This window comes from Limnospira fusiformis SAG 85.79, from assembly GCF_012516315.1.
GTDB classification, from domain to species: domain Bacteria; phylum Cyanobacteriota; class Cyanobacteriia; order Cyanobacteriales; family Microcoleaceae; genus Limnospira; species Limnospira fusiformis.
Window position 1 is genome coordinate 177,807 of the sequence record NZ_CP051185.1, and the last position, 20,988, is coordinate 198,794.

Sequence of the window (20,988 nt, forward strand, 5' to 3'; positions counted from 1 at the left end):
AACACTCGCCCCTAGGGTTGGGTTTATCAGAATTGATTATCAATAAGCTAGTTTTTTTGACAGAATCTCAAAATCTTGTGTATCATTGTCAGTATTAAGGTTTTATTGATAGTTTAATGATGGTGTTATATACCGCGACTTCGTTTAAATCGGAACTGAATAACAAAGGGTGGCGACTGACTCCTCAGCGGGAAACTATCCTCCATGTTTTTCAAAATTTGCCAAAAGGAAATCATCTCAGTGCTGAGGATCTCTATGATTTGTTAAAAGGTCGTGGGGAGACGATTAGTTTGTCTACGATTTACCGCACACTCAAGTTAATGGCGCGGATGGGAATTTTGCGAGAGTTGGAACTGGCAGAGGGCCACAAGCATTATGAAATAAATCAGCCTTACCCACACCATCATCACCATCTTGTCTGTGTACAGTGTAACAAAACCATAGAATTTCAGAATGAGTCGATTTCCAAAATCGGTTTGAAGCAGGCGGAGAAATCTGGGTTGCATTTGCTAGATTGCCAATTGACAGTTCATACTGTTTGTCATGAGGCTTTACGCATGGGCTGGCCTTCATTGGTTTCTAGTAATTGGTCTTGTTCTCAGGCGATCGCAGAAACTTCCGGTGAGTACCTTAACCCTGATTGAGTTTCACTTGGCGGCGTGGTAGTCCCAGGAACCGCTGTCTATCCCTAGGGCGATCGCCAGCGGGTTGATGCGGTTCCTCAAATATATACAGATACGGGGTCTAAAAGCTCCCTTGTTATTTTTGTGCTTGGCGTTGCAGACCCGGCGAGGTATGGGAAGAAGCGTTTACCTTTGCCTTGGAGTTGTAGAAGTCCAGATTGGTGTCAAGGGACTTAATGCGATCGCTTTTTTGTCCTAACTGGGAATTTGTACTTGTTTTGTCCATTTTCCCAGTAGGCTACCTTCCATTGGGTCAGTCTGATAACTTACTCCTTGCTTTCTCCCCTGGGACAGTTAATCCGGCTAGTGCGATCGCTTAACCTGGTGGGATTCTGTCTGGACTGATTTAGGATTGTGTATATCAGGTTCATTAGTTCGTTGTCTCTGGAGTTAACTTCAGTAATTAGTTTCTGGTTTTGTTTCATCAACTGCCAGACTAAAAAAACTGTAATTCCATCAGTTCCTAGCTTGACTATCTCAGGTAATGTATTAGAATTCATCGTTGTTTGTTTTGTCTTTTTTTAAGATTAATTCATTATAGTCAGTGGTTTTGGCTAAATATCTTTCAATATGTTTTAAAGTAAGCCAGACCAGTTGTTTGTCCCCTCGACATTCGCTTCTGACTGAACTTCTTAATCTATCGATATCTTCTTGATTTTTTTTGACATTAATTTGGAGTTCAGTATGTTTTGCTGAAAGATACCAAATACCTCCCGAAAAAGAAATAAGCCAACCAATAATTAAAGCAATTTTTTCAATTTCTAGATGCATAAAGTTAGAAACTCCTGTACTTTCAAAAACTAAAATTAAGTTTTGAAAAAATTGCTGGTACTTCGTTTTCGGGTAATTCGGATAGACTCCCAATCACCCGAAAAATTTAGACCGTTGGCAAATTAGAATTGTGGTCTACTAATAATTCCTGAATTCTCAAATTTTTGGTAGAATGACAATTGTCTATCTATCTGTCTTGTCACAGAGCCATCCGGTTGTAACACTATATTGAACAATGTCTGAGCAGAAACTACGTTTAATCGTTGAACATCAGGTAGTTGGTTGTGTTCGACTTGTGCCTGGTAAAAAGCCTCAACAAACTCGTAAAGTTCTACGGTAGCATCTACGTTTTCAGCTTCAGAACCTAATGACCCCAGCAAGGTTTTTCAGGTTGAACCATCTGGGAGATGGTTGATTAATTGACTGATAGAGATGTTCATGTTAAGCTACAAAAGCCTCAATTATTACGTTAAACTTTAGATCCATTGTAGGATGATTTTCGATCCATGTTGCGTTTTTGAAAAACCGGCGGCGGACTCCTAGCTTTCTAATTGTCCAGGAATTATCTGTAAATTCTTCTATGGGCGGATAATTAATCAGTTGTGGTTCTTCTGTAACGTATACAGCCCTTTGTCCTGTTACCCAGCCAAAACCCCCAGAATCATCACGATAATGCCCTCTGATAAGCAGCATTGACCTATAGCCATCATAGGGATTTTTCCAACGCCCCCAATCAGTTGAAAATTTAAACCTCAATAATGAGTGTTCAGTAATTGGGGGGTTGTGAATTATCCATTCTTGGGTAGGCTGATAGCTTGAAGCTATCAGTTTCCATGCACCATAAGCGTCGGTAAAATCCATGCCTTATTTGATAACTAGGCGGCGTTCAAAACCAGCGTTCATGACGCTCTTACCATTTAGAGTCCTACCGTTACTATTGTAATACGTCAAAGCCTCGTTTATTTTTTCCTTTGTGCAAAAAAGTCTATAAGTAATTGGCGGTTTGGTAGTGCCGTTGTTGCACTGAACGGCAAGCCTTACTAACAAACCAGTTCGCATTAATTCCCCGGTGTCATACACTGGATCATTAGCGTTGGTTTCTTCTACTGGGGATACGCCTAAAACATCTTTAGTTCCGGCTGTATACATTACCGCACTGGCTCTAAAGACTCTAACTTTAGTACCATCCATTGCCTGACAGAGTTGTGTTCTAGCCATTAATATTTTGTCCTTTCTCTATTAACGAAAATCAGCCCTTACGCGATCGCGGCAGGAAGTAATTCGCCCAGTGCCATCCCAGGCTTTGCCATGTAGTTTCTGAATTGCATCAGAAACTTTGTTTGTGGGTACATAAATATCAGCCCCAAAATATTTGTTACCTTTCCGATAGTTAATCCGCATTTTCATTAAGAGACCCTCTTTGACTGCTTGATTTGCCTTTACCATTTGCGCGGTGACTTGACTAGCGTCTGTGTGGGCTGTCATTCCCAAATCCTCAGCAATGCCATCGTATCTATTAGAAAGCCGAGCCGCTACTGTCATGGTTCCCGTTCCGCCTGGGGTGGGCGCATTCCAACTATAAATTTTCGTATCTGCTAAACTTGGCATCCAATACCCGCCTTGTTGCTTCAAAACTGCTTACTACTTCATTCATAGCAGACATTTTTAGGAGGTGGAACATATACGGAAACCTATAGGGTTTCCGGATATGCAAGGAGTTTTGTTTGGTCTAAAAAAAGTGTTGGGGTTGTCTTCTAATCGGGATTTCTATATAGATGACCGTTGTAGTCACAGAGCAGGATAGGCTCATTGAGCATCTCTAAAAACAATTTTGCTTCCCTAAAGTAGACGTACCCGACCGGACGGCGGCGCGGCGGTTTGATTTTGTTACCCAATATCGTCACTTCTGGAGATGTGATAGGGAACGCTTGGGCTGGATTTTGGTTGGTCGATGTAAATACTTTGGAGTTGTCAAACTCGATCTGCATCACCTGGCAGATGCGCTGGTAGAGATTGACACCTTCCGCCGTGCTGGTCGCAAAAACAAACGATTCTAACCCGGAGGATTTGTCCCGATAACTAACCGATTCCCTTCCTTTGCGGAACCGGAACTGCTGGGGCTGTAGAAAGTTCTGGAAAATTCTTTGTGCCAAACTTCTGATATTGGCTTTCGTCAGCAAGTCCCCGACTCCGTTTGGATTTTCCGTTTTTCCCACCAAACGGAAACCGACTCTCGCTTCCAGTTGTCGGTAGCCTTTCTCCACATCCTCAATTCTTTCCAAAAAGTACAGCACAACTTTAGGAGCGCCCCGGTAACTGATACCCGTTGAGACTGTGCTATCGGATTTTTCGCTACTGCCGCTGCCCTCGTAGTGGATTTGCAGGATTTGCCTAATTAGTTCCTTATCGTTCCCGGTCAAGACAACTGATTTGTTTTCGGAGCGATCTGGAAAATATTCTATTGTTCGGTGAAGCCCAACCTCCTTAGATGTTTTTCTGTCGGAAGGATGCCACTCAATATAAGCCGGGCGAGAACTCGCGTCTCCTCTCCATCTGGGGATGGTATCTCCGTCGCTGTTTCTTAGATTGCGCGCCGGATAGTTGGTGCTTAAATTGGGGAGTTTTGGGTTGGATCTATAACGCAGCTCTGGATAACCCGCCGCCCAAGCATCAAACCAGTCGTCAAATTTCAAGTCGCTGGCATTGAGGAGATGATCGATCATCTTCTCCATCCATCCGAGCTGAGACAACTGCAATGCCAAAGCTGACTCGGAACCCGCCATCAGCAGCTTGTAATCTGGGTTTTTTCTGTCAGGCTGCAGTTGGTAAACATCCCAGTTGGGTTGCAATTCTATTCGGACTCGTTCCGGGCGCTTATCCGAGAGTTTCGTGATGCGCCTTTGGCGAGCCATCATGATATAAGTTTGTTGGGTTAGCCTTCCAACATTTGCCATAAATACTCCCTCTCTCAGCCGATTAATTTACACAGGAATCCACTCCTCATAAGTTCCCTGGTCTGTTAGTAAATCCCCTAATGTTTCAAAGAAAGTAGAGGCTAATGATTCCATACCCTCCCACTGTTGTTCATTTACCCAGTCAAAATATTCATCTGCTTTAATCTTAGACCAGGTTTCCTCTACCTTTTCAGAAACGATAAAAGGCGACTGTCCTTCTTTCCCCCAAGTCTCCTCCTTATCTAACAACTTAGCTGCTACTTTCCTGGTGTTAATATAAGTTATGACAAACAGTGCTTTTTTAGCAACCTCTTGAACCGCATATCTAAGCGACGACAAGGCTTCTACCAAAGTATCCTTAATGGTTGGGTTAATCATACACATGGCGGCGATCGCGCCTTCTCTAATTCTTAGAGTTGTTGTCGCCGTGCTTCCTACCTTGCCTGCAACTAAAGCAGCCAGAGATTTTCCGACTGTCTCTCCCAAGGGAACATATAAAGCGTTAGCTGCTTGTTTTAAATCATCCATCATTTTTTTGTCAGATGCTGCCCAATCAAAATTATACGCTTGAGAAACTCCTTGGGTTAATTTGCCCATTAGTGTAGGCACTGTTACCCCCAAAAAACCGCCTACAAAAGCCGGGTGGGCTGCTACTAAACTCCCCACACCCGCACCAACAAGCCCTACAGCTTTTCCACCAACAAGCAGCACAGTCCCGGCAATTACACCACCCGCTAGAAGCCCTGCTACTTTAGGAATCATAGGGGCTTCTAATAGCCAATCTTTGAAAAATCCCCAGTTGCCTTTTTTGATGTTTTCTCCAATAGCTAAGGCACCACCTTTAAGACTTCCGGCCCATTTCTTAAAATCAAAAGATTTTAAAATCTGAACCTCTTTATACAGTTGAGATGAAAAAGCATTAAACCATTGTGCTGCGATTTCCTTGCCAGCTACAGCGGTTGAAGTTAGTTCTTTCAGGTCTACACCTACAACATTAGACATAATTTATTAACCTATTTCGTGGTCATTGTTGGGCAACAATCTTTCTCGGCGGCGTTGGCTTGGCGATTTTCCAGTAGACAAGTTGTCAGATTTAATATCACGAATCTCCATTAACTCGTCATTAGTTTTGATGAGGCGGGGCTGCTGTTCCCGACTGGGGGCTGTCTTGGGTTTATCCTTAAACCCAGATGCTGTCATGGCGTTATAGTAATTCATCAACCAAGAACGTTTAAACTCTTCAAAGTCGCCGCCCCCAACTGCTGATGCTACATTTAAATATTCCAGATGCAGCCGGAAATCTAACACAGCGATCGCTTCTTCAACTCTGCTCTTAGTGTCATTTTTCAACTTAGCCTTTTCCTGTCCTGCCGATGGCGGTTTTTTCCCACCACCCGAATCCGGCTGGGAATTACCCGAACCCCTTGGCGCTCTTCTTTTACTCATGATAAAACTATGACCTTAATTTTGCCGCTATCCCTATTAAAACCTCATAGAGGTCATTACTTTTAGCCCTAAACTCATCAACCTCTATTTCATAGTCGTGAATCTCCAACAAATCTGGCAGCATGGCTTCCGTCGTGTCTTCATCATTCAAATCAAGTTTAGGCTCCTGACCTTTCTTGTTATCCTTTCCAAAACCCTTTCCAGCCCCCCAGTGTTTTTTACCAAACACATTAAACTCAATTGGCAACGTAACCACTTTCGAGATAATGGGAATTCCCAACCCGTCTAAAATCGCCGACGTTCGATAATACAACTTAGCCAAAGTTCTATACATTCTCGTCATTATATAGGCTAAACGAATCTGAATATTTAGCCGGTTGGCGCTATCACCTTTTAACTCAATCAAAAGCTCAGTCTGAGCCTTTAATATTGCCCCCAATGAATTAAACTTTAACTCAATAGACTGGTCGCCTTCTTGGGCTTTGTTAGTATCCTGAACCGTCACGGTAACCGGAGCATCAAAACCATAATTATCTATGGTTTTGAACAGGTCAGACATGATTTCCAAATAATCTTTGTTTATGTGATTTCCCCGTCCCTCTGGTATCATCATATTAGCCGGAATCTGGAAACTCTTATCTAGCAACTTCCTTACCCCTAGGGCTTTATGGATTTCCCTAGTCATTTTAATCAAATCGTCACAACATTCTTTATTCATGTCATCCCTTAATATTGGTAAACTTGGCGGTAGCTCTGGTTGATGATTGTTGGCTTCATACGGTAATCGAGTATATTCAACCTGCCATGATGTATACCAATAATACGAATGTATTGCCATTTCAAGATTGGTTTCTGGGTCTCTACCTATGGGAAAGTGAGCAGGACATATTCTGTTTACCCTCGGTGTTATGGAACCACCAGAGAGACTCAAAGATGGAACGGAAGAACATTGTTTTGATGCAAACAGGCGAACAGGCGTTCCGCCTTTACCAAGATTAAAATTCCACTTTAGACGAAAAATATTGGGCGGATACGGGGGCGTACCATTCACCTGAATATGTAAATTCCGAAAATGTCTCGCTCCCGGACCGAGAGGAAAAATTCCTATGCTCTGTATACTAGAGTTTACATCTGTGTTGAATTGGAATTCTAAAGTGCTGACTATATATTCACCAGTGGTTATCCCGTCATCAGAATTATCAAGACGATCTAACATTCCCGAATACAAATCACCCCACCACCCTGATATATACCGTTTTCCAGTAACAAGAAAAAACTCAGCTAATAGTCCTGAATAACCTGGCGGAAAACTAGGTGGGTCAATGCTGGGAGGATTGTTATTATCTTGATCATCACTTGTTTCATTTTCATCTGTCTCCGATGGTTCTTCTATATCATCCTCGCAAACATTCCGAGCAAAAGTGACAGTTTTGCCAAGCATGGTTACGCTCATGGTTTGCTCACATTCCCCAAAGTAAACCGAGACATTAGCATCATTAATGCTGTCGATTGTTCCCCCAAAACCTTTGGGGTTGCCATCCTCATCAAGGTCTACAAATCCACGGGCTGTGCTGCCTATCTTCTCAGCTTTTATGCCTCTCCTAGTTCTACCATCCTGTAAATCTTCAGCCTCTGTGCTTATTTTTGGCTTCATTGCCTGGGCAAATTCAATTATCCCCCCCACATCTATATCAATGTCTCCATCGTCACGGGGAAATCTTACTCGCGCTCTGGGTTTGTCGTCGGCTTCTAGTCTTTTAACCTCTCTTTCTATGACATCTATAGCTTGCCTATAGTTGCGATTCCTTACAATGTCTCTTGTCCTTCGGCTACGTTCCTCTACTTCTCGCATTGTTCGCACTCCTGCCTCAACTCAGGAAATAGTTGCAGCCATCCCTCTTTGGTCAATTTTCGTCCGCCAACAACCCATTCCCGTTCCATTGTTTCTATGGGTTCCAAGGAGACAAGTTTAATGGTTTTCCGTTGTTTTAGCGTGAGAACAGACAGGGGGCGATAGGGACCAACAGAATCAGACAAAAAAGCTGCAATTGGCAACACTTCCAAAAATGGAAAGATATGGCACAAATACTCTATTCTTTCCAGCCATTGCTCAAGGACAAATCGATAATTTTCGTCTTGGGCTTGAGAGAGCCTTCTTTGTCTCTCTTCTGGGGAAGGAAAATCAACAATGGTTTTATATTCTTGGGGAACATGAGCCAATGCTTTTAATTCTCTATAAATCAAATATCCATTGGCGGGGCGACCTGGTAGCAAAAAATGGCGGTTAAACACATCCTTATTTGTAGCTATAAGAATCTCTAACCGCTTATCCCATAGATGAACAGGATTAACCGCAGATTCTAAGGATAAATCTACCGGATAATTTTCTAAGTCATCTAATCCATAAAAAGCTATCATCATGTGTAAGAACTCTCCATAATTAAAACAGTTGTCGAACCTTCTACTACTTTACCCCATATCGCGTCAGTCGGAATAAATCCTGATACATTACCGGGATAATAAATCTGACCGGGTGGCATTCTGAATGGGTGAGTAGTTGCATTATTTCCCGATGCACCCAACCCCCAAAGCAATTGAGTTTCTCCCTGGTTCTGAATTTCAAAATAAGCACGGTTGGGATTAGCGGGGGCGATTAATGTAGGATTAGGTCCGACTATTATTGTGTTCATCAAGGTATTAGCCGGGCGTTTAGCCATCAGTATCAAATCTAATTCGACCCGATATTCACCCTCTATATAAATGGTGTCATAGCCGCGATTACTGCCTATTGAACCGCCGCCTAATATACCGTTACCGTAATCCTTAAAACTTAAACCTAACTGGTCATCTACTCCAAATATTTTTACCTCATTGGCAGTTAAATAAGGGTTGATTAGAGGCACATAAAACCGCCGCCCTCGGTTTTGGATAACCGGACAAGCTGCCTCAACCCAAGGATTTAACGAGCCTTTTCTTCTCAGTAATTGCAAACCAAACTTAGGGTGATTGCTCTCTAATTTCATTAATTTAGCTGCCCTTTCCGCCGCTGAATCCTCTGGGTAAAATTCGGGATAAGGAGAACGAGTAAAACTCGGACACCAAACTGATGCAGTGAGACTTTCTAAAAAAGCATTAGCTCGCCATAGCCACCTGGGGTCAATATGGGCAGAAATGGCAGTAATAGCATCAGAAATATTCCACAGTGTTAACGGATTGCTTGCATAATCACTGACATTACTCTGATTAATTTCAAATGAAAAAGTGTCGGTTTCTGATAAGCGATTTTCTGCCATAGGTTAAGGAGTTAATAAGTATGGTTTGGCGGCGGAAGTCATGCCATTGGTGTAGTCAACAATTACGGGATAGTCGGTTAAGCTGATGGTGCATATTAACGGATATTGTCCATCTCCCCTAACGTTAGGTCGGATAGAAAAATCACAATGTTTTTTGGCGGGTTCGGGGTTTAGTGCGGGGCTAAATTCTGCTATGTGTTGATGTACAACTAAATGCAGTAAAGCACTGGCTAAATTGGTTTGGTCAAAGGGGTAACTACCTATACCGGGTTGAAAACTACCAAAAAACGGATCTACTATTTTAATCGCGCCATCTTCTATATAAGCCTCTAGCTCGTCAATATCCAGGTTGACAACAGAATCCTCTTCATTGAGAGTTAAATCCATAATGTCTTTTCCTGTGACGTTAATCGTCAGGTTTTTTTGCCTTTGTAGCAATCGCCGCCCCATGGCTAAGGTTAAGGCTTCTAGTGTGGTTTCGGAAAAATCGGGATAGACTCCCGGCGTGATGTTCATGTGAGAAAATAGAAGTGGTTACTTCCATTCTACGATAAATGCCTATTCGATTTGCAATGCGTCCTACCGGTGGCGGGGGCGGCGGGGGCGCTTATTATAGATTTTCCAAGTCGGGGACGGTTCAACTGGCGGCAGGGGAAGAGGTGGAAATTATCCCCTCCACATCGTCCCCGGTGAGGCGAGAAATTTCCATCAAGGGGGAAAATCCATTCTCCATCAGATGGGATGGTAGCGATCGCTCATTGCCAGTATTTGAAGATGCGACCTATTTTGATAGCAGCGACGGGGGAATCTCTCTTTTTGCGACATCCGCCACCACCCAGACGGTAGAACTCTGGGTTAGACAGGAAACGGAAATTGATTATGACTTAGGACAAGAATCAGGAGAAATAGACGATATGCCAATGCCGAATTTATCTATTAGACCTTTTATGGGTACAGGAAATCAATCCGTTCACGTACCCAATTTTATAGCTGACAACGCAGATTCGGATAGTAACAGAATATATGACTATCTTTGGTATAACACCTTTTCTAGTGAACATGGAGTTTTAATTTTTCAGTTTGATGTGTTTTTCCCTGGTCAAATGTACAACTTTACCATTAATCCCTCTAACGATTCTTGGCTGCCGCCTGGAGAAGTGATTAAAGTCTTCCTGATTCCGCGAGAAATTATGGCGATGGTCATGACTCAAATAGCCGTCTATACCTGGCAGTTTTATAACTACGATACACTAATAAATCTAACGAATTGGATTAAAGAACATAGTGAAGTTGCGACAGTAGAATCACCAGCACGCGGGTTTTCTGTTGTACCTACAATGAGCCGTCAACTATTATTTTTTGATATGCCATCCCCTTGGAGTTCTACTAGGCCATTGTGTACTTGTAGTTATACGCCCAACCTAGCGAACCCCAAAGAGGGGGGAGAATTTACTATCAATGAGTTTATCGATTACGAAGACTGGTAGATAAACGATCGCCTTAATCTGAGTTTTCCTAAGATGGGGGGGAAGCGATCGCATTACCGGCTGGCGAACAAATATAGGGGAGGCTGATCCGATCGCCCGCCGCCAATCCCCCAAGTCTCCGAGTTGATTCCATCTGGCTCAGTCCGTCCACTACAATAGGTAAACAGGAAGGGCGATCGCTTAATCCGACCATCTGGGCAACTGGGGAGAAACCATAGCCAATTACAAACCTATGAAGAAAAACCGAATCGGTCAGGCTTCCATTATCCCCGACGCGATCGCCTACAGAATTCAGAAGCAGTGCAAATATGACTGGCAGCGGACCTTACTAGCAATCTTGATGTACACCGGTGAACGAGTGGGAGCTGTCAGGTTACTGCGAATCCCTGACGTTTATGTTTCCTCAGCTTCCCGTGTTGTCCTGCCAGAAATAACTTTTCGATCCGAAACTCGTAAGCGCGCGGGCGGGAAAGATGGGGGAGTCCGCCAAGTTCCCATTTCCCAAAAACTTAGAGAGATTCTCGGAACTTACCGCATCGGTGGCGGCGAGTTTCTGTTTCCTAGCCCATCTGATATATCCAAGCCCGTTACCGTTCAAGCGATAGACTCTTTCCATAGGGCGGCGATCGCTCGTCTGGGATTAGAAAACGAGGGCTATTCTCTCCACAGTTACCGCCGCACTTTCATCACCAAACTCTATAACAAGGGAGTCAATACCAGAACCATCATGGCTATCACAGGTCACAAATCCATGTCATCTTTGCAGCGCTATATTGATGCTGATCCTCAAAAAATCCGAGACGCGATTGATGAAATCTAAGGCAGCGATCGCTATCAGTGTTATCCAGGGAGAAATGGGTTGCTGCTATGCTTTGGAGGGCCGAACGCCACACACTGCCTTAGATACTTCCAATTTTAGCGCTAAACTCGGCACTTTGGTATTTTGGACAAAACATCAAATATTCTTACACACGGCAAACGACGCTAACCAGTGTACAGTAGCACTTAGCGCCGTTTTAGGTTGGGAAACGCTCCTTGATTTTTCTGTGAAATCACAAAATTTTTGGGGGTATAAAATCTCCTTTGGGAGAAATCTTAGGACGCGCCGCCGGGGAAATTTCCACCACCCGATTTAAGTGCTGGAAGTTTCTCTAGGATAGTTTCCAGAGACCAGTCCGACTCGATCCACTGTTCTACCTGGTTGGCGATCGCCTTCGCTTTTTCGCTGAGATGAGGACCTGCCAGATAACAAACCTGCTTTTTCCCCTGATAAAGATAAGCGTACTTATTGCCGTTTGTGTCTTGGAATGCTGATTTGGTTTTCCAGCGAACGGTTAGGCGATCGCTCTGGGAAGTTTTCACCGGTGATAAATTTTCGTCACCCTGGGTGACGGCTACCCATCCTAGATATTTAACCTTGCCCTGTTCGCGCAACCTTTCCAGAGACTTAATCACGCGGGATTGTAGGAGTCCAGTAGCTTGGCTAATTTGCTTTATATCCTGATTCGGGCAACTTCTGAGACATCTCAAGACATCCTGATCATCCCAGCCTGGATCAAACGGCTCTGGATTTTCAAGTTCCGTCACCCTGGGTGACGAAATTGCTAAGGAAAGCTGCCCCGGTGTGGATTGTCTTTTCATCGGCCGGACCCCCTGCCATCATCATCTCCGGTGGTGATAGCTCGAGTATTTATAGCCAAAATTGCCAATTGTGAGTTTTTGGCTATGCTGCGAACCAGGAAAAGCCTTGTCACAAAAGGACGATTGTCATAAATTAGGGCGCTTACTATATCAATATCACAGGCGATTCGGGAAAAAGCGGCGTAATCCTTTTTAACCAGGTCTCGAAGTTCCAGCACTTCGGACTCAAGTTCCCGCACTTTAGACTCAAGTTCCAGCACTTCTGGGGGAACGGTCGGGATGGTATCAGTAATCTGATGAGCGATCGCCGACACCGGGGCAGGTGATTTTTTAACTTTTTCGTCACCCTGGGTGACGGAATTGGTGGCTTGATGCGCGGCGGTTTTGTCACCGGTGATAGTTTGGGGATTAGAGTTCTGTCTGTTCATGGCTAATATAATGCTTGAGGGTTTTGCCAAATGCCGACAGAAAAAACACCCCCCACTGGCATGAGGGGCGCTTAAATTATTCGGACACCTGCTGGAGAACTTCCTGCCGGATTTTCTCCATCTGCTCTTTCATTTGAGACTGATACTCTCTGTTCGCTAGTAGCCGTTGCTCTAGTCGCGCTTCATGGCTTTTGACATAAGAATCAAATCCAGCGAACAGCTCCTCCAACAGGTCTAAGATTTTCCCGCCTGTTCCGAGGTGATGACACCCCCCTGGCTGGAAATAATCCCCCTGGCAATTTGCTCGATCAGTTCTGAACGGTTCAGAGTCAACTCTGTAGCCATCTGATCCAACAACTTGACCGCTGTTTCCGTCAATGTCATTGTGACAGCCTTCTTCTTCTCCCCGTACAAAACGTTGGGAGTCCGATGCTGATAGGGTTTGCTCTTTTTCATGTTCCTTGTCCACAACCTCTCCAAAAAAAATATCATAAATATATTTACATTTTTATATTTACCATGTTATCTTAGATTCATGCAACCTAAATATATTTAAGTTGCGTCGCACCTCTATCACCTGCGGCCAACTGAGGAAAAGGGGGTAGGCGGCTCTCCCGGTGGATCTGGGACAGCGATCGCATTAATTGCGAACTACGAGCGCCTCTTTTAACTCACTTCCTGCGGCCACTATTCGAGCGAGAGAGATAAAAAGCCGGATATTGAGAGCGGGGAAGTTGATAGATGTAAGCGATCGCCATGAGGTTGGTTAAGCGATCGCACCAGTCAACCCTATATATAAAGTCAAAGCCTATGGTGAATAGAAAAGCTAAGGCCGCAGAATTGCCTAGCGGGTTTCACCGCCTAGACAAAAAACATCAGCGGATCTTCTTGGTTACTTGTTTAGCTTGGATGCTGGCAGACCGACAAGTTGCGGCTAACGGGCAGCAACAAATCGGACGGCATTTAAGAAGGACTGCTCAAACAACTGTGTTCAAACTATCTGATGAGGAGGTAGCCTACTACATTGCAGAAATAGAGGATTCCCTACAGCGGAATCCCCAACTAGCCGGACCCATTGGTTTGGTGTTCAAAGTTCACAACTCGTAATTCCAAAAGGAAGGGGGAAACCCAAAATTTCCCCCTACCCACCATCGTCCTTTAGCAAAAGGAATTTGAATATGAGCGATCCTAATTCGCCCCGTTCAGTCATCAGTATAACATCTGATGCTGCTACGGGTCAACTCAACTTGTCCGAATCACTAACACCAGAGGAGGTTTTTGCCTACCTGAGTTTAATCAGCAAAATGCTCGAATATACACCCGATGAATTGGAGGAAATCCTATGGAAACACCAGACAGAAGAGAGATTTCGCTCTCCCATTCTGCCGTTTCCGACACGGCAAAATCCGTCCTTTTAGCATTGCTGCAAAATCCTAGCCTTGTCTATGAGTTGCCATTAACAACTCAACAGGTTAGTCGGCTGCTAAAGGAAAGCTGGTATCTCGCCAATGAAATGCTGGCAACTTACCAGAGGAGTAATGGGGATGAACTGAGAGCGATCGTTTTAAGCGGTCGCCCTAACGAGGAGGTGAAAAACTACGATGTCAACTAGCCCCAGTAACGACCCGTTTGCACGGATCAAACTTCAGGCGGCGACTACTTCCAATCAGGAGCTAACCCGTTGCCTACAACAAATGATTGAAGTTCTGGAGTCACAAAACCCCGACTACAGAGAAGTTAGAAGTCAACTGCTTAGGGCTACCTGCCTGAGTTATGAAGTAGTGCGACATCTCGATGCTGCCAGCTTTAGTCTCGGTCAGTAAATAAAAGGGCTTGGGGCTGCTTACCTCAAGCATTCCCCAAGCAAGCCAGTCAGGAGTTTCTGATGCGAGAGTTATGCGAGCGATCGCTTTCTCTTACTCACCATTGGCGCTTAATCATAGCACCATCTGACTGGTTAATGCTAGACGTGCGCGCGCCGTGAGGATATAGGCGATCGTCTCTATCCCCATCTGGATAGATAGGCGATCGCTTCCCCCCCCGGTGTCCGCCAATCAGTTACACCAGCAATCTGGAGACAGAAAGGATGAAAAAATTAACCAACGAACAGAAAGTCGCTCAACTTAGTATCTTGCTGCAACACTTAGAACCCAAAGCCTTAAACACATTGCACAAATCGTTTTTGGATCGGTTTAATCAGGAGATTGCAGTCAACCCCCAAAAGCAGTATGTGAAAAAAATGCTTGATGCGATCGAGAACGGGGAAGTTGTCGCTAACCATGAATCAAGCGCGGGCGATCGCCTTCTCATTTCTATGGCTTGGCAGATGTTCTCGGCTAGTCCATCTGTCCAGGAGTCACTATCCTTTGATGAGTTTACCCAACAAGCGCTTGCATCCTACGCGGTTGCTGCCCTAAAAAAAACTAAGTGTTTCTTAGAAATAGCCAATACCTTTATCGCCGAAGACCATGGAGAATCTGGAGAATGAAATCTACTTAGGCGGCCTGCTAGATATCGCCGCCAGTATTGAAGATTACGCCGAGAGGATTAATGTTCGCCTTGATGGTTTTTCGAGGGAAAAGCCAGAACATCTAGCCGAAGTGATTGGTTATCTACAACTAATCAAAGACCTAACCACTCAAGGATTAAAGGAGGCTAAAAAATTGTGACCAATGACCGCGACCATCTGGACGAACAATTGAGGCGACTGCCAGGGTTTAAGGAGGAGGCTTTAGATATCAGCTACATGGTGAGGAAACTCTACTATGATATCGACCAGATTTTTGGCTACTGCTTTAGCGACAAACTCACTAAACCCCACGCCCAAAAGCAATTTCTCAACAAACTAGAGAAATTTGTTACCAACACCCAGGAAGCCGGGAAACTCATTCCCCAACTCATTGAAAAAATTGGAGGCTCTGATGATGACTAGCACAAACCAGCAAAACCCACAAACCCAATACACCAAACAGCTAAAAGAGGAAGTTTTAAAGTCCATTGAAAACATTAGCGTACAGGTTTCCTCTTTGTGGTTAAAAGCCCAAGTCCCGAACCCCGATGAACCCTTAACCAGGGAAAACATCAGTAACTACTTGGAACAGCTAGCACGGGCTGTGAAAGTAGAAGCCAACAACTACAGCGAGAATCTTCCCGACAATGAGGATAAACATTCCCCTTACGAATGGGTCGATTTGACAGTAGATGCAAGCTCGCTTATGGAGTGTTTATTAAAGGCTAAGGCAAGTATTGATAACACCATTGCTCATCTAAGAGTTATCGATTTTGCCACTAACATTAAACCATACCAAGATGTTGACAGTTACGCAGCACGCCTTAACTACTGCCATGAGCGAATTTCTACAGACTTGGAAAATGCACTTGCTGAATTAGAAGATCTAGATTTCACCGCCTGATGAGTCCTGACCGGTAAAGGACGAAACTTCCTCCCGCCGCTGGGGGGAAGTCGCGGATAACCGGGTGATTCCCTCCGCATTGATAACTAGCCCCCCCGAGACGAAATGGGAGGTTTCCCTCCCCATGCTTTTACTGGGGGCAGAAGTCAGTAATCATTTCTAGCTGGGTTCCAACCCCAGCTAGATCTTAGGCGAGTTTACTCCCCCGGATAGAATGGGCGAAAGCCGTAACAGCTTCTTGGGAGTGATTTTCCACCATACTTAACAGGAAAAATGAATAGTTTAATAGTAGGCCTTGACGTTAGTTCGTCGTGGTGCGATGCCGTGTGGCTGGAATCGATGCCAACCGGTGCCGTGCGGGATTTTTTCGACTCCCCAGCATTTGCTGAGTGCCACCGAAAACTGGAAGCGAACGCGAAGTCTATCCAGTTTCTGGTATCTTTGGAGCCGTCTGTCGTGGTATTAGAGCCGACTGGAACTTATAGCAGGTTCTGGATTGACTCTCTCCATCGGGAAGGAATCCCAGTCTTGAAAGCGGATCAAACCATGATCAAGGACAGTCGGAAAAGCTATGGGGGAACTTCCAACAAATCTGACCCCTATGATGCCCTCATCATGGTGATTACTTACTTTCAGCACTACCAAACCAATTATGATCGCAGGTATTGGGTACGGGAGCGGCCGCCAGCGGTTGCCAAAATTGAGCAATGCCTGAGAGATATTCAGTCCTTTACCAAGCGCCGCACTCAAGTCATAAACCAAGCCAAGTCGCGGCTGGTCTATGAATTCCCAGCTAGGGCTAAAGTTCAAGTAAAAAGAGAAGCTGGGAGCCTAGATCCGGACAAACTGCCAGCTTGGTGGGGTTGGGCTTGTGGCTGGACTTCCCAAGGTAGTTGGGAAATTCCCAAAGGGGTTAAAACCAAGTTTGACAATGAATACGCGAAAGCGATCGCGGCGGGTGAAGGGACTGGCATTAGTGTAGTGACTGCCCGACTAGCCCAACAGATTTGTATGTGGCATCAGTCGGAGGCAATGGTAGAGCAGGAGATGCTCGGCTACCTGAACCTTCCAGAATTTGATTGTTACCACCGGGTGTTTGATAAGTTCGGTTTTGGTTCCCGCGAACGAGGCTGGCTGCTCACTCGGATCGTACCCTTTGATGAGATGTTTAAATGCCTTCCCAAGTCTAAAGCCATGCGACGATTCCGGCAGTTGTGCGGGTTGGGGGCTACTCAAGTGCAATCTGGGCAGGCTGACACTCGTAGCAGTTTTACCGGAAGTAAAGAGGCGCGATCAACCTTGCATCAGTTTGTTGTACGGGCAATCGAGAAGGGGACTCATCGCGAACAGAAACCGGGTGGAGGTGCGATCGCGACGACCCCCTACGATTGCCTTTCCAAATCACCAGAGGCTCAGTCTCTTAGACTCTACTGGGTGACTAGAGCATACCACAAAGGGAACAAAGTTTCCGGGGCGGCGCTCAAGGCTGCCAGGAATGCCACATCCAGAAAGCTGGCTGAGACTTTATTTAAGGCTCTGTGGGATATGCGATAATCTACTTTAATTCATATACTTTTACAAAGCCCCGCTAACTAATTGTCTCGGCGGGGCTTTTTATTGTTCAAAGTTTGGGGGTAGGATAGAACTGATACTGACAGAGTTACGTCCTGTTAGCAGATTAACTGAACATTGCTTGACAATACTCAACAATCAGTCTAAGCTAGATAAGTACACAACCAGCGAGCTAAATGCCGAAATATACATCACCGAGTGAAACGGCTCAATACTTTGGTGTATGCTTACATACTTTAAGAAGATGGGAAAAAAACGGCAAAATTCAAGCGCTCAGGACACCATCAGGGCAGAGACGATATGATATTGCCTCCTACACGGTCTCATCAAACGAGAGAACGCAACGGGCAATTATCGCTTATGCCCGCGTTTCAAGTCGCGGACAAAAAGCAGACCTTGCGCGCCAAGTTGCAAAGTTACTCGAGGTCTACCCCAACGCCGAGCTCGTCACTGATATCGCCAGTGGTCTTAATTTCCAAAGAAAAGGACTTAGAGCCATTTGGGAGCGAGTCCGTAAAGGCGATGTCGGATTTATTGTGGTTGCCCACAAAGACAGACTCGCCCGTTTCGGGTTTGACCTCATCTCTTGGTTGTGTGAACAAGATGGTACAAAAATCGTGGTTCTCAAGCAAGACGGTTTATCCCCAGAGCGAGAATTGGTTGAAGACATCCTTGCCATTGTCCATGTCTTCGGTTGCCGACTCTACGGACTCAGAAAGTATAAGTCTGCAATCAAAGAAGATCCGGATTTATCCAAGCCTTGAACTGGAAAAAACCTGGAAAAAATGGCTGGCGGCTTGCCGTTATTGTTTTAACCAAGCCATCGCTATGCAGCGAAGCTCGACGCGGATGATTGGTAAGCTGAAGTTAAGAAATCTGGTAATGCAATCAGATTTACCTCAATGGGTGAAAGAAACGCCTTGCCATATCAGACAAAACGCGATATTTGACGCATATCAAGCATATAGGGCAAGCCGTGATGCCAAGTTCAGAAGTATTCGTAACCCACGACAGACAATCAAATTCAATGATTCTAACTTCACCAAAGGAACATGGTACAGCCAGTTAACAAAAACACTATCGTTTAAGGCAAGTGAACCGGTACCAGTCAGATGTGAGTACGGCACTCAATTAGTTTATCGGCGCGGCCTATGGTTTGCTATTTTCCCTGAACCCGTAATCGCAACGCATACATCTTCCCAAAAAATAATTGCCTTAGATCCTGGTGTCAGAACTTTTTTGACCGGATATGACGGCGATAAAGTCATTGAAATTGGCAGTGGTGACATGGGACGAATCGTGAGATTATGTCAATATTTAGATGATTTAATTAGTCGTTCAACTAAGGTAAGTGCTAAACAACGCCGTTCAATGAGAAAAGCGGCTAATCGGATTCGAGAAAAGATTCGGAACTTAATTGATGAAGTACACAAAAAAACAGCTCATTATCTGACTAATAACTATGGATTAATTTTTCTTCCTCGCTTCGAGTCCTCCCAAATGGTAGCCAAGTCAAGAAGAAAAATTAGATCTAAAACAGTCAGAAGTATGCTGACTTGGGCTCATTATCGATTTAAGTTAATTCTGAAACATCAAGCAGCAAAGCGTGGTTGCGTGGTGCTTGATGTGGGCGAAAGTCACACATCTAAAACCTGTGGAGCGTGTGGACATCGCCACGCCCAACTAGGTGGTGCGAAGATACATAAGTGTCCCCACTGTGGTAGTCAAACACCTAGAGATGCGAATGGCGCACGTAATATAATGTTACGTGCTTTGAGGGATTCCTCCTTTACTGTCAGCAATGATGGTATTGCTATAGTTACAGTCCGAGCATTGTCAATCAATGTTCAGGAATGTTCAGCTTAAATGAATCAGTGCTGATTGATATGACCAAAACTAGGCCGAGTGACGTTAAATAAGTAGGTCTCTGTAGTCGGTCCAACAATCCCGGTGGTAGTGATATTATAGGCTTGCTGAAATTGAATTACAGCATTTTGGGTCTGGCCGTCAAAAAAACCATTAATCGGGCCATTATAGAAGCCTAACTCCCTTAACCGCCTTTGAATGCGCCGCACATTTTCTCCGGCGTTACCCATTGCTATATATGTATTAGGATTAGTTGCCACAGGTCTGACGACGAACCCTGGACCGGCTGGAGCTGCGGGTATGATGGGGCGTTGGATAGTAGCCCTAGCTAAATGGAATTGGGTGGTGGGTCCCACTTGACCTGTTTGGGTGATGGCATTATCCCGTTGGAAGCGAACGACAGCCACGCGGGTAGATTCACCAAAAACCCCATCAATCATCCCTGTATAGTACCCTAATTGCTGTAATCGCTGCTGAAGTGCAATTACATCTGCTCCCCGACTTCCGAGCAGGAGAATTGAGGAGGGATTAGATTGGTTCATGGAAACATTGGTAGAGTTGGAAGTAATACCACCATGACCCAACATCTGTTGACTGGCGAGGAGGCTTTGGGTAGTGGGTCCAATAAAACCTGTGGGGGTGAGACCGTTCACCATTTGAAAGTTACGAACGGCTTGGAATGTTACCTCATCATAAAAATTGGTAATTTGACCTGGGAAAAAACCGAGTCGTTGCAATTCTCGTTGTACTAAGCCGACTATAGGGCCAAAACTACCGGGACCAAGGCTAACATTTCCAGCGAGGCTACCTGTGCCGCGATTGAGAATGGCTAGGGTGTCTTCTGTAACTAGACCTGTGGCTGCAATTAAGTTGGCTTGCTGAAAACGAATGACGGCATCCCGGGTGATTGGTCCAAAATATCCGGTGGAGTTGTTGTTGAAAAAACCAAGATTTCGCAGGCGATTTTGGAGGCTGGTAACTCCGGGTCCGCTGTCTCCTAATCCTAAACCGATTAATTGGCGATCGCTGACTGGGATAGTATTGAGAGGCCGACTGATGGCGTTCTGGTTGGTTGCGATCAAAGCCACAACGGTATTAGGACCTACTATGCCATCTTGGACTAAACGGTTATCGCGCTGGAACCGAATAACTGCGTTTTGAGTTTCCTCACCAAAGTATCCGGTGGCGTTAGCGCTTAAATATCCTAATGCTCTGAGGCGGTTCTGAATTTGGGTAACTTCGGGTCCGAAATCCCCAATAGCTAAAACTGCCTGGGCTGCATGAGTTATGCTCAGAATCAGCAGCACTGTCCCTAGAGACAGAAGCCACCGATAGGCTAGAGTAGATAGTTTTCTGTTGAGAATGAGTTGCTGAGGATTTTCGTAACTCAGGGCGAGGTACAGATAAGCATAGGATTCCATCATAATTCTTCAG

Annotated in this window: 33 protein-coding genes; 14 read left to right on the forward strand and 19 right to left on the reverse strand. The window is 44.9% G+C overall.

What is annotated here, in order from left to right; all coding sequences use genetic code 11:
• The first annotated feature begins 119 nt into the window (after positions 1 to 119).
• Positions 120 to 644 carry a ferric uptake regulation protein gene (locus tag HFV01_RS00960; RefSeq protein WP_174447168.1) on the forward strand — a complete coding sequence of 175 codons (525 nt, stop codon included), beginning with the start codon at positions 120 to 122 and terminating at the stop codon, positions 642 to 644.
• Between the two features lie 115 nt (positions 645 to 759).
• Here HFV01_RS00960 and HFV01_RS00965 read toward each other — a convergent pair whose 3' ends face one another.
• The 14 genes from HFV01_RS00965 to HFV01_RS01030 form a co-directional block, all read right to left on the reverse strand.
• Positions 760 to 909 (reverse strand): hypothetical protein, encoded by a 150-nt coding sequence (locus HFV01_RS00965; RefSeq protein ID WP_006623219.1) that lies wholly within the window; start codon positions 907 to 909, stop codon positions 760 to 762.
• Between the two features lie 40 nt (positions 910 to 949).
• Entirely contained in the window at positions 950 to 1,183 is a 234-nt protein-coding gene (locus HFV01_RS00970; RefSeq protein ID WP_006623220.1) for a hypothetical protein, read from the reverse strand.
• Entirely contained in the window at positions 1,173 to 1,454 is a 282-nt protein-coding gene (locus HFV01_RS00975) for a hypothetical protein (protein ID WP_006669510.1), read from the reverse strand. Before HFV01_RS00975 ends, HFV01_RS00970 begins: the two co-directional genes overlap by 11 nt.
• Before the next feature lie 122 nt (positions 1,455 to 1,576).
• The gene (locus HFV01_RS00980) at positions 1,577 to 1,834 is read right to left on the reverse strand and encodes a hypothetical protein (protein ID WP_315664422.1); all 258 of its coding nucleotides are present in this window, start codon (positions 1,832 to 1,834) and stop codon (positions 1,577 to 1,579) included.
• A 61-nt stretch (positions 1,835 to 1,895) separates the two neighbouring features.
• On the reverse strand, positions 1,896 to 2,315 hold the full coding sequence (locus HFV01_RS00985) for a hypothetical protein (RefSeq protein ID WP_006623223.1): 420 nt from the start codon (positions 2,313 to 2,315) through the stop codon (positions 1,896 to 1,898).
• Between the two features lie 3 nt (positions 2,316 to 2,318).
• Positions 2,319 to 2,672 (reverse strand): hypothetical protein, encoded by a 354-nt coding sequence (locus HFV01_RS00990; RefSeq protein ID WP_193520747.1) that lies wholly within the window; start codon positions 2,670 to 2,672, stop codon positions 2,319 to 2,321.
• A gap of 21 nt (positions 2,673 to 2,693) precedes the next feature.
• Positions 2,694 to 3,062, reverse strand: coding sequence for a hypothetical protein (locus HFV01_RS00995; protein ID WP_193520748.1), 369 nt, complete (start codon positions 3,060 to 3,062; stop codon positions 2,694 to 2,696).
• Between the two features lie 146 nt (positions 3,063 to 3,208).
• Complete coding sequence (locus HFV01_RS01000; protein WP_193520749.1) at positions 3,209 to 4,408, reverse strand: hypothetical protein; 1,200 nt, start codon at positions 4,406 to 4,408, stop codon at positions 3,209 to 3,211.
• A 27-nt stretch (positions 4,409 to 4,435) separates the two neighbouring features.
• Complete coding sequence (locus HFV01_RS01005) at positions 4,436 to 5,410, reverse strand: hypothetical protein (protein WP_187758715.1); 975 nt, start codon at positions 5,408 to 5,410, stop codon at positions 4,436 to 4,438.
• 6 nt (positions 5,411 to 5,416) lie between these two features.
• Positions 5,417 to 5,854 carry a hypothetical protein gene (locus tag HFV01_RS01010; protein WP_006623227.1) on the reverse strand — a complete coding sequence of 146 codons (438 nt, stop codon included), beginning with the start codon at positions 5,852 to 5,854 and terminating at the stop codon, positions 5,417 to 5,419.
• Positions 5,855 to 5,861: 7 nt separating this feature from the next.
• A complete protein-coding gene (locus tag HFV01_RS01015) occupies positions 5,862 to 7,706 on the reverse strand; it encodes a hypothetical protein (RefSeq protein ID WP_006623228.1) in 1,845 nt (614 codons plus the stop codon).
• Entirely contained in the window at positions 7,694 to 8,275 is a 582-nt protein-coding gene (locus HFV01_RS01020; protein WP_108615147.1) for a hypothetical protein, read from the reverse strand. Before HFV01_RS01020 ends, HFV01_RS01015 begins: the two co-directional genes overlap by 13 nt.
• Positions 8,272 to 9,147 carry a hypothetical protein gene (locus tag HFV01_RS01025; protein ID WP_006669624.1) on the reverse strand — a complete coding sequence of 292 codons (876 nt, stop codon included), beginning with the start codon at positions 9,145 to 9,147 and terminating at the stop codon, positions 8,272 to 8,274. Before HFV01_RS01025 ends, HFV01_RS01020 begins: the two co-directional genes overlap by 4 nt.
• A gap of 3 nt (positions 9,148 to 9,150) precedes the next feature.
• Positions 9,151 to 9,663: a hypothetical protein gene (locus HFV01_RS01030; RefSeq protein WP_048895280.1), complete on the reverse strand. Its 513-nt coding sequence runs from the start codon at positions 9,661 to 9,663 to the stop codon at positions 9,151 to 9,153.
• Between the two features lie 38 nt (positions 9,664 to 9,701).
• Between HFV01_RS01030 and HFV01_RS01035 the strand changes: the two genes are divergently transcribed.
• Complete coding sequence (locus HFV01_RS01035; protein ID WP_193520750.1) at positions 9,702 to 10,634, forward strand: hypothetical protein; 933 nt, start codon at positions 9,702 to 9,704, stop codon at positions 10,632 to 10,634.
• A 28-nt stretch (positions 10,635 to 10,662) separates the two neighbouring features.
• Here HFV01_RS01035 and HFV01_RS01040 read toward each other — a convergent pair whose 3' ends face one another.
• The gene (locus HFV01_RS01040) at positions 10,663 to 10,827 is read right to left on the reverse strand and encodes a hypothetical protein (protein WP_006623581.1); all 165 of its coding nucleotides are present in this window, start codon (positions 10,825 to 10,827) and stop codon (positions 10,663 to 10,665) included.
• Between the two features lie 39 nt (positions 10,828 to 10,866).
• Here HFV01_RS01040 and HFV01_RS01045 point away from each other — a divergent pair, with 39 nt between their 5' ends.
• Together HFV01_RS01045 and HFV01_RS01050 are read left to right on the forward strand one after the other, a co-directional pair.
• Positions 10,867 to 11,454, forward strand: coding sequence for a tyrosine-type recombinase/integrase (locus tag HFV01_RS01045; protein WP_006669522.1), 588 nt, complete (start codon positions 10,867 to 10,869; stop codon positions 11,452 to 11,454).
• Positions 11,444 to 11,770 carry a hypothetical protein gene (locus HFV01_RS01050; RefSeq protein ID WP_193520751.1) on the forward strand — a complete coding sequence of 109 codons (327 nt, stop codon included), beginning with the start codon at positions 11,444 to 11,446 and terminating at the stop codon, positions 11,768 to 11,770. Before HFV01_RS01045 ends, HFV01_RS01050 begins: the two co-directional genes overlap by 11 nt.
• Here the strand turns inward: HFV01_RS01050 and HFV01_RS01055 are convergent.
• The 3 genes from HFV01_RS01055 to HFV01_RS01065 all read right to left on the reverse strand — a co-directional run bounded on the left by HFV01_RS01055 (position 11,730) and on the right by HFV01_RS01065 (position 13,172).
• Complete coding sequence (locus HFV01_RS01055; protein WP_006623235.1) at positions 11,730 to 12,275, reverse strand: winged helix-turn-helix domain-containing protein; 546 nt, start codon at positions 12,273 to 12,275, stop codon at positions 11,730 to 11,732. The genes HFV01_RS01050 and HFV01_RS01055 overlap by 41 nt on opposite strands.
• Positions 12,272 to 12,703: a hypothetical protein gene (locus HFV01_RS01060; protein ID WP_006669628.1), complete on the reverse strand. Its 432-nt coding sequence runs from the start codon at positions 12,701 to 12,703 to the stop codon at positions 12,272 to 12,274. The genes HFV01_RS01055 and HFV01_RS01060 overlap by 4 nt, the downstream gene beginning before the upstream one ends.
• 76 nt (positions 12,704 to 12,779) lie before the next feature.
• Positions 12,780 to 13,172, reverse strand: a complete 393-nt coding sequence (locus HFV01_RS01065; protein ID WP_006623237.1) for a hypothetical protein — start codon at positions 13,170 to 13,172, stop codon at positions 12,780 to 12,782.
• Positions 13,173 to 13,513: 341 nt separating this feature from the next.
• Between HFV01_RS01065 and HFV01_RS01070 the strand changes: the two genes are divergently transcribed.
• From HFV01_RS01070 to HFV01_RS01115, 10 genes are all read left to right on the forward strand, one after another.
• Positions 13,514 to 13,810, forward strand: a complete 297-nt coding sequence (locus HFV01_RS01070; RefSeq protein ID WP_048895333.1) for a hypothetical protein — start codon at positions 13,514 to 13,516, stop codon at positions 13,808 to 13,810.
• A gap of 235 nt (positions 13,811 to 14,045) precedes the next feature.
• Entirely contained in the window at positions 14,046 to 14,315 is a 270-nt protein-coding gene (locus HFV01_RS01075; protein WP_193520752.1) for a hypothetical protein, read from the forward strand.
• A complete protein-coding gene (locus tag HFV01_RS01080; RefSeq protein WP_006623241.1) occupies positions 14,305 to 14,526 on the forward strand; it encodes a hypothetical protein in 222 nt (73 codons plus the stop codon). Before HFV01_RS01075 ends, HFV01_RS01080 begins: the two co-directional genes overlap by 11 nt.
• A gap of 263 nt (positions 14,527 to 14,789) precedes the next feature.
• Positions 14,790 to 15,191, forward strand: coding sequence for a hypothetical protein (locus tag HFV01_RS01085; RefSeq protein ID WP_006623243.1), 402 nt, complete (start codon positions 14,790 to 14,792; stop codon positions 15,189 to 15,191).
• Positions 15,172 to 15,372 (forward strand): hypothetical protein, encoded by a 201-nt coding sequence (locus tag HFV01_RS01090; protein ID WP_006623244.1) that lies wholly within the window; start codon positions 15,172 to 15,174, stop codon positions 15,370 to 15,372. Before HFV01_RS01085 ends, HFV01_RS01090 begins: the two co-directional genes overlap by 20 nt.
• Positions 15,369 to 15,635, forward strand: coding sequence for a hypothetical protein (locus tag HFV01_RS01095; RefSeq protein WP_006623245.1), 267 nt, complete (start codon positions 15,369 to 15,371; stop codon positions 15,633 to 15,635). Before HFV01_RS01090 ends, HFV01_RS01095 begins: the two co-directional genes overlap by 4 nt.
• Positions 15,625 to 16,116 (forward strand): hypothetical protein, encoded by a 492-nt coding sequence (locus HFV01_RS01100; protein ID WP_318286086.1) that lies wholly within the window; start codon positions 15,625 to 15,627, stop codon positions 16,114 to 16,116. Before HFV01_RS01095 ends, HFV01_RS01100 begins: the two co-directional genes overlap by 11 nt.
• A 273-nt stretch (positions 16,117 to 16,389) precedes the next feature.
• The gene (locus HFV01_RS01105; RefSeq protein ID WP_006623248.1) at positions 16,390 to 17,670 is read left to right on the forward strand and encodes an IS110 family transposase; all 1,281 of its coding nucleotides are present in this window, start codon (positions 16,390 to 16,392) and stop codon (positions 17,668 to 17,670) included.
• Between the two features lie 194 nt (positions 17,671 to 17,864).
• Positions 17,865 to 18,452: an IS607 family transposase gene (locus HFV01_RS01110; protein WP_006669633.1), complete on the forward strand. Its 588-nt coding sequence runs from the start codon at positions 17,865 to 17,867 to the stop codon at positions 18,450 to 18,452.
• Entirely contained in the window at positions 18,373 to 19,554 is a 1,182-nt protein-coding gene (locus HFV01_RS01115; protein ID WP_071533553.1) for an RNA-guided endonuclease InsQ/TnpB family protein, read from the forward strand. The genes HFV01_RS01110 and HFV01_RS01115 overlap by 80 nt, the downstream gene beginning before the upstream one ends.
• Positions 19,555 to 19,559: 5 nt before the next feature.
• Here HFV01_RS01115 and HFV01_RS01120 read toward each other — a convergent pair whose 3' ends face one another.
• A complete protein-coding gene (locus HFV01_RS01120; RefSeq protein ID WP_193520753.1) occupies positions 19,560 to 20,978 on the reverse strand; it encodes a peptidoglycan-binding domain-containing protein in 1,419 nt (472 codons plus the stop codon).
• Positions 20,979 to 20,988 lie beyond the last annotated feature (10 nt).

Bases quoted from the DNA above. Each gene is read 5' to 3' on its own strand.
- HFV01_RS00960 (WP_174447168.1), top strand. From the start codon at position 120: ATGGTGTTATATACCGCGACTTCGTTTAAATCGGAACTGAATAACAAA.
- HFV01_RS00965 (WP_006623219.1), bottom strand. From the start codon at position 909: ATGGACAAAACAAGTACAAATTCCCAGTTAGGACAAAAAAGCGATCGC.
- HFV01_RS00970 (WP_006623220.1), bottom strand. From the start codon at position 1,183: ATGAATTCTAATACATTACCTGAGATAGTCAAGCTAGGAACTGATGGA.
- HFV01_RS00975 (WP_006669510.1), bottom strand. From the start codon at position 1,454: ATGCATCTAGAAATTGAAAAAATTGCTTTAATTATTGGTTGGCTTATT.
- HFV01_RS00985 (WP_006623223.1), bottom strand. From the start codon at position 2,315: ATGGATTTTACCGACGCTTATGGTGCATGGAAACTGATAGCTTCAAGC.
- HFV01_RS00990 (WP_193520747.1), bottom strand. From the start codon at position 2,672: ATGGCTAGAACACAACTCTGTCAGGCAATGGATGGTACTAAAGTTAGA.
- HFV01_RS00995 (WP_193520748.1), bottom strand. From the start codon at position 3,062: ATGCCAAGTTTAGCAGATACGAAAATTTATAGTTGGAATGCGCCCACC.
- HFV01_RS01000 (WP_193520749.1), bottom strand. From the start codon at position 4,408: ATGGCAAATGTTGGAAGGCTAACCCAACAAACTTATATCATGATGGCT.
- HFV01_RS01005 (WP_187758715.1), bottom strand. From the start codon at position 5,410: ATGTCTAATGTTGTAGGTGTAGACCTGAAAGAACTAACTTCAACCGCT.
- HFV01_RS01010 (WP_006623227.1), bottom strand. From the start codon at position 5,854: ATGAGTAAAAGAAGAGCGCCAAGGGGTTCGGGTAATTCCCAGCCGGAT.
- HFV01_RS01015 (WP_006623228.1), bottom strand. From the start codon at position 7,706: ATGCGAGAAGTAGAGGAACGTAGCCGAAGGACAAGAGACATTGTAAGG.
- HFV01_RS01020 (WP_108615147.1), bottom strand. From the start codon at position 8,275: ATGATGATAGCTTTTTATGGATTAGATGACTTAGAAAATTATCCGGTA.
- HFV01_RS01025 (WP_006669624.1), bottom strand. From the start codon at position 9,147: ATGGCAGAAAATCGCTTATCAGAAACCGACACTTTTTCATTTGAAATT.
- HFV01_RS01030 (WP_048895280.1), bottom strand. From the start codon at position 9,663: ATGAACATCACGCCGGGAGTCTATCCCGATTTTTCCGAAACCACACTA.
- HFV01_RS01035 (WP_193520750.1), top strand. From the start codon at position 9,702: ATGCCTATTCGATTTGCAATGCGTCCTACCGGTGGCGGGGGCGGCGGG.
- HFV01_RS01040 (WP_006623581.1), bottom strand. From the start codon at position 10,827: ATGGTCGGATTAAGCGATCGCCCTTCCTGTTTACCTATTGTAGTGGAC.
- HFV01_RS01045 (WP_006669522.1), top strand. From the start codon at position 10,867: ATGAAGAAAAACCGAATCGGTCAGGCTTCCATTATCCCCGACGCGATC.
- HFV01_RS01050 (WP_193520751.1), top strand. From the start codon at position 11,444: ATGAAATCTAAGGCAGCGATCGCTATCAGTGTTATCCAGGGAGAAATG.
- HFV01_RS01055 (WP_006623235.1), bottom strand. From the start codon at position 12,275: ATGAAAAGACAATCCACACCGGGGCAGCTTTCCTTAGCAATTTCGTCA.
- HFV01_RS01060 (WP_006669628.1), bottom strand. From the start codon at position 12,703: ATGAACAGACAGAACTCTAATCCCCAAACTATCACCGGTGACAAAACC.
- HFV01_RS01070 (WP_048895333.1), top strand. From the start codon at position 13,514: ATGGTGAATAGAAAAGCTAAGGCCGCAGAATTGCCTAGCGGGTTTCAC.
- HFV01_RS01075 (WP_193520752.1), top strand. From the start codon at position 14,046: ATGGAAACACCAGACAGAAGAGAGATTTCGCTCTCCCATTCTGCCGTT.
- HFV01_RS01080 (WP_006623241.1), top strand. From the start codon at position 14,305: ATGTCAACTAGCCCCAGTAACGACCCGTTTGCACGGATCAAACTTCAG.
- HFV01_RS01085 (WP_006623243.1), top strand. From the start codon at position 14,790: ATGAAAAAATTAACCAACGAACAGAAAGTCGCTCAACTTAGTATCTTG.
- HFV01_RS01090 (WP_006623244.1), top strand. From the start codon at position 15,172: ATGGAGAATCTGGAGAATGAAATCTACTTAGGCGGCCTGCTAGATATC.
- HFV01_RS01100 (WP_318286086.1), top strand. From the start codon at position 15,625: ATGATGACTAGCACAAACCAGCAAAACCCACAAACCCAATACACCAAA.
- HFV01_RS01105 (WP_006623248.1), top strand. From the start codon at position 16,390: ATGAATAGTTTAATAGTAGGCCTTGACGTTAGTTCGTCGTGGTGCGAT.
- HFV01_RS01110 (WP_006669633.1), top strand. From the start codon at position 17,865: ATGCCGAAATATACATCACCGAGTGAAACGGCTCAATACTTTGGTGTA.
- HFV01_RS01115 (WP_071533553.1), top strand. From the start codon at position 18,373: ATGTCTTCGGTTGCCGACTCTACGGACTCAGAAAGTATAAGTCTGCAA.
- HFV01_RS01120 (WP_193520753.1), bottom strand. From the start codon at position 20,978: ATGATGGAATCCTATGCTTATCTGTACCTCGCCCTGAGTTACGAAAAT.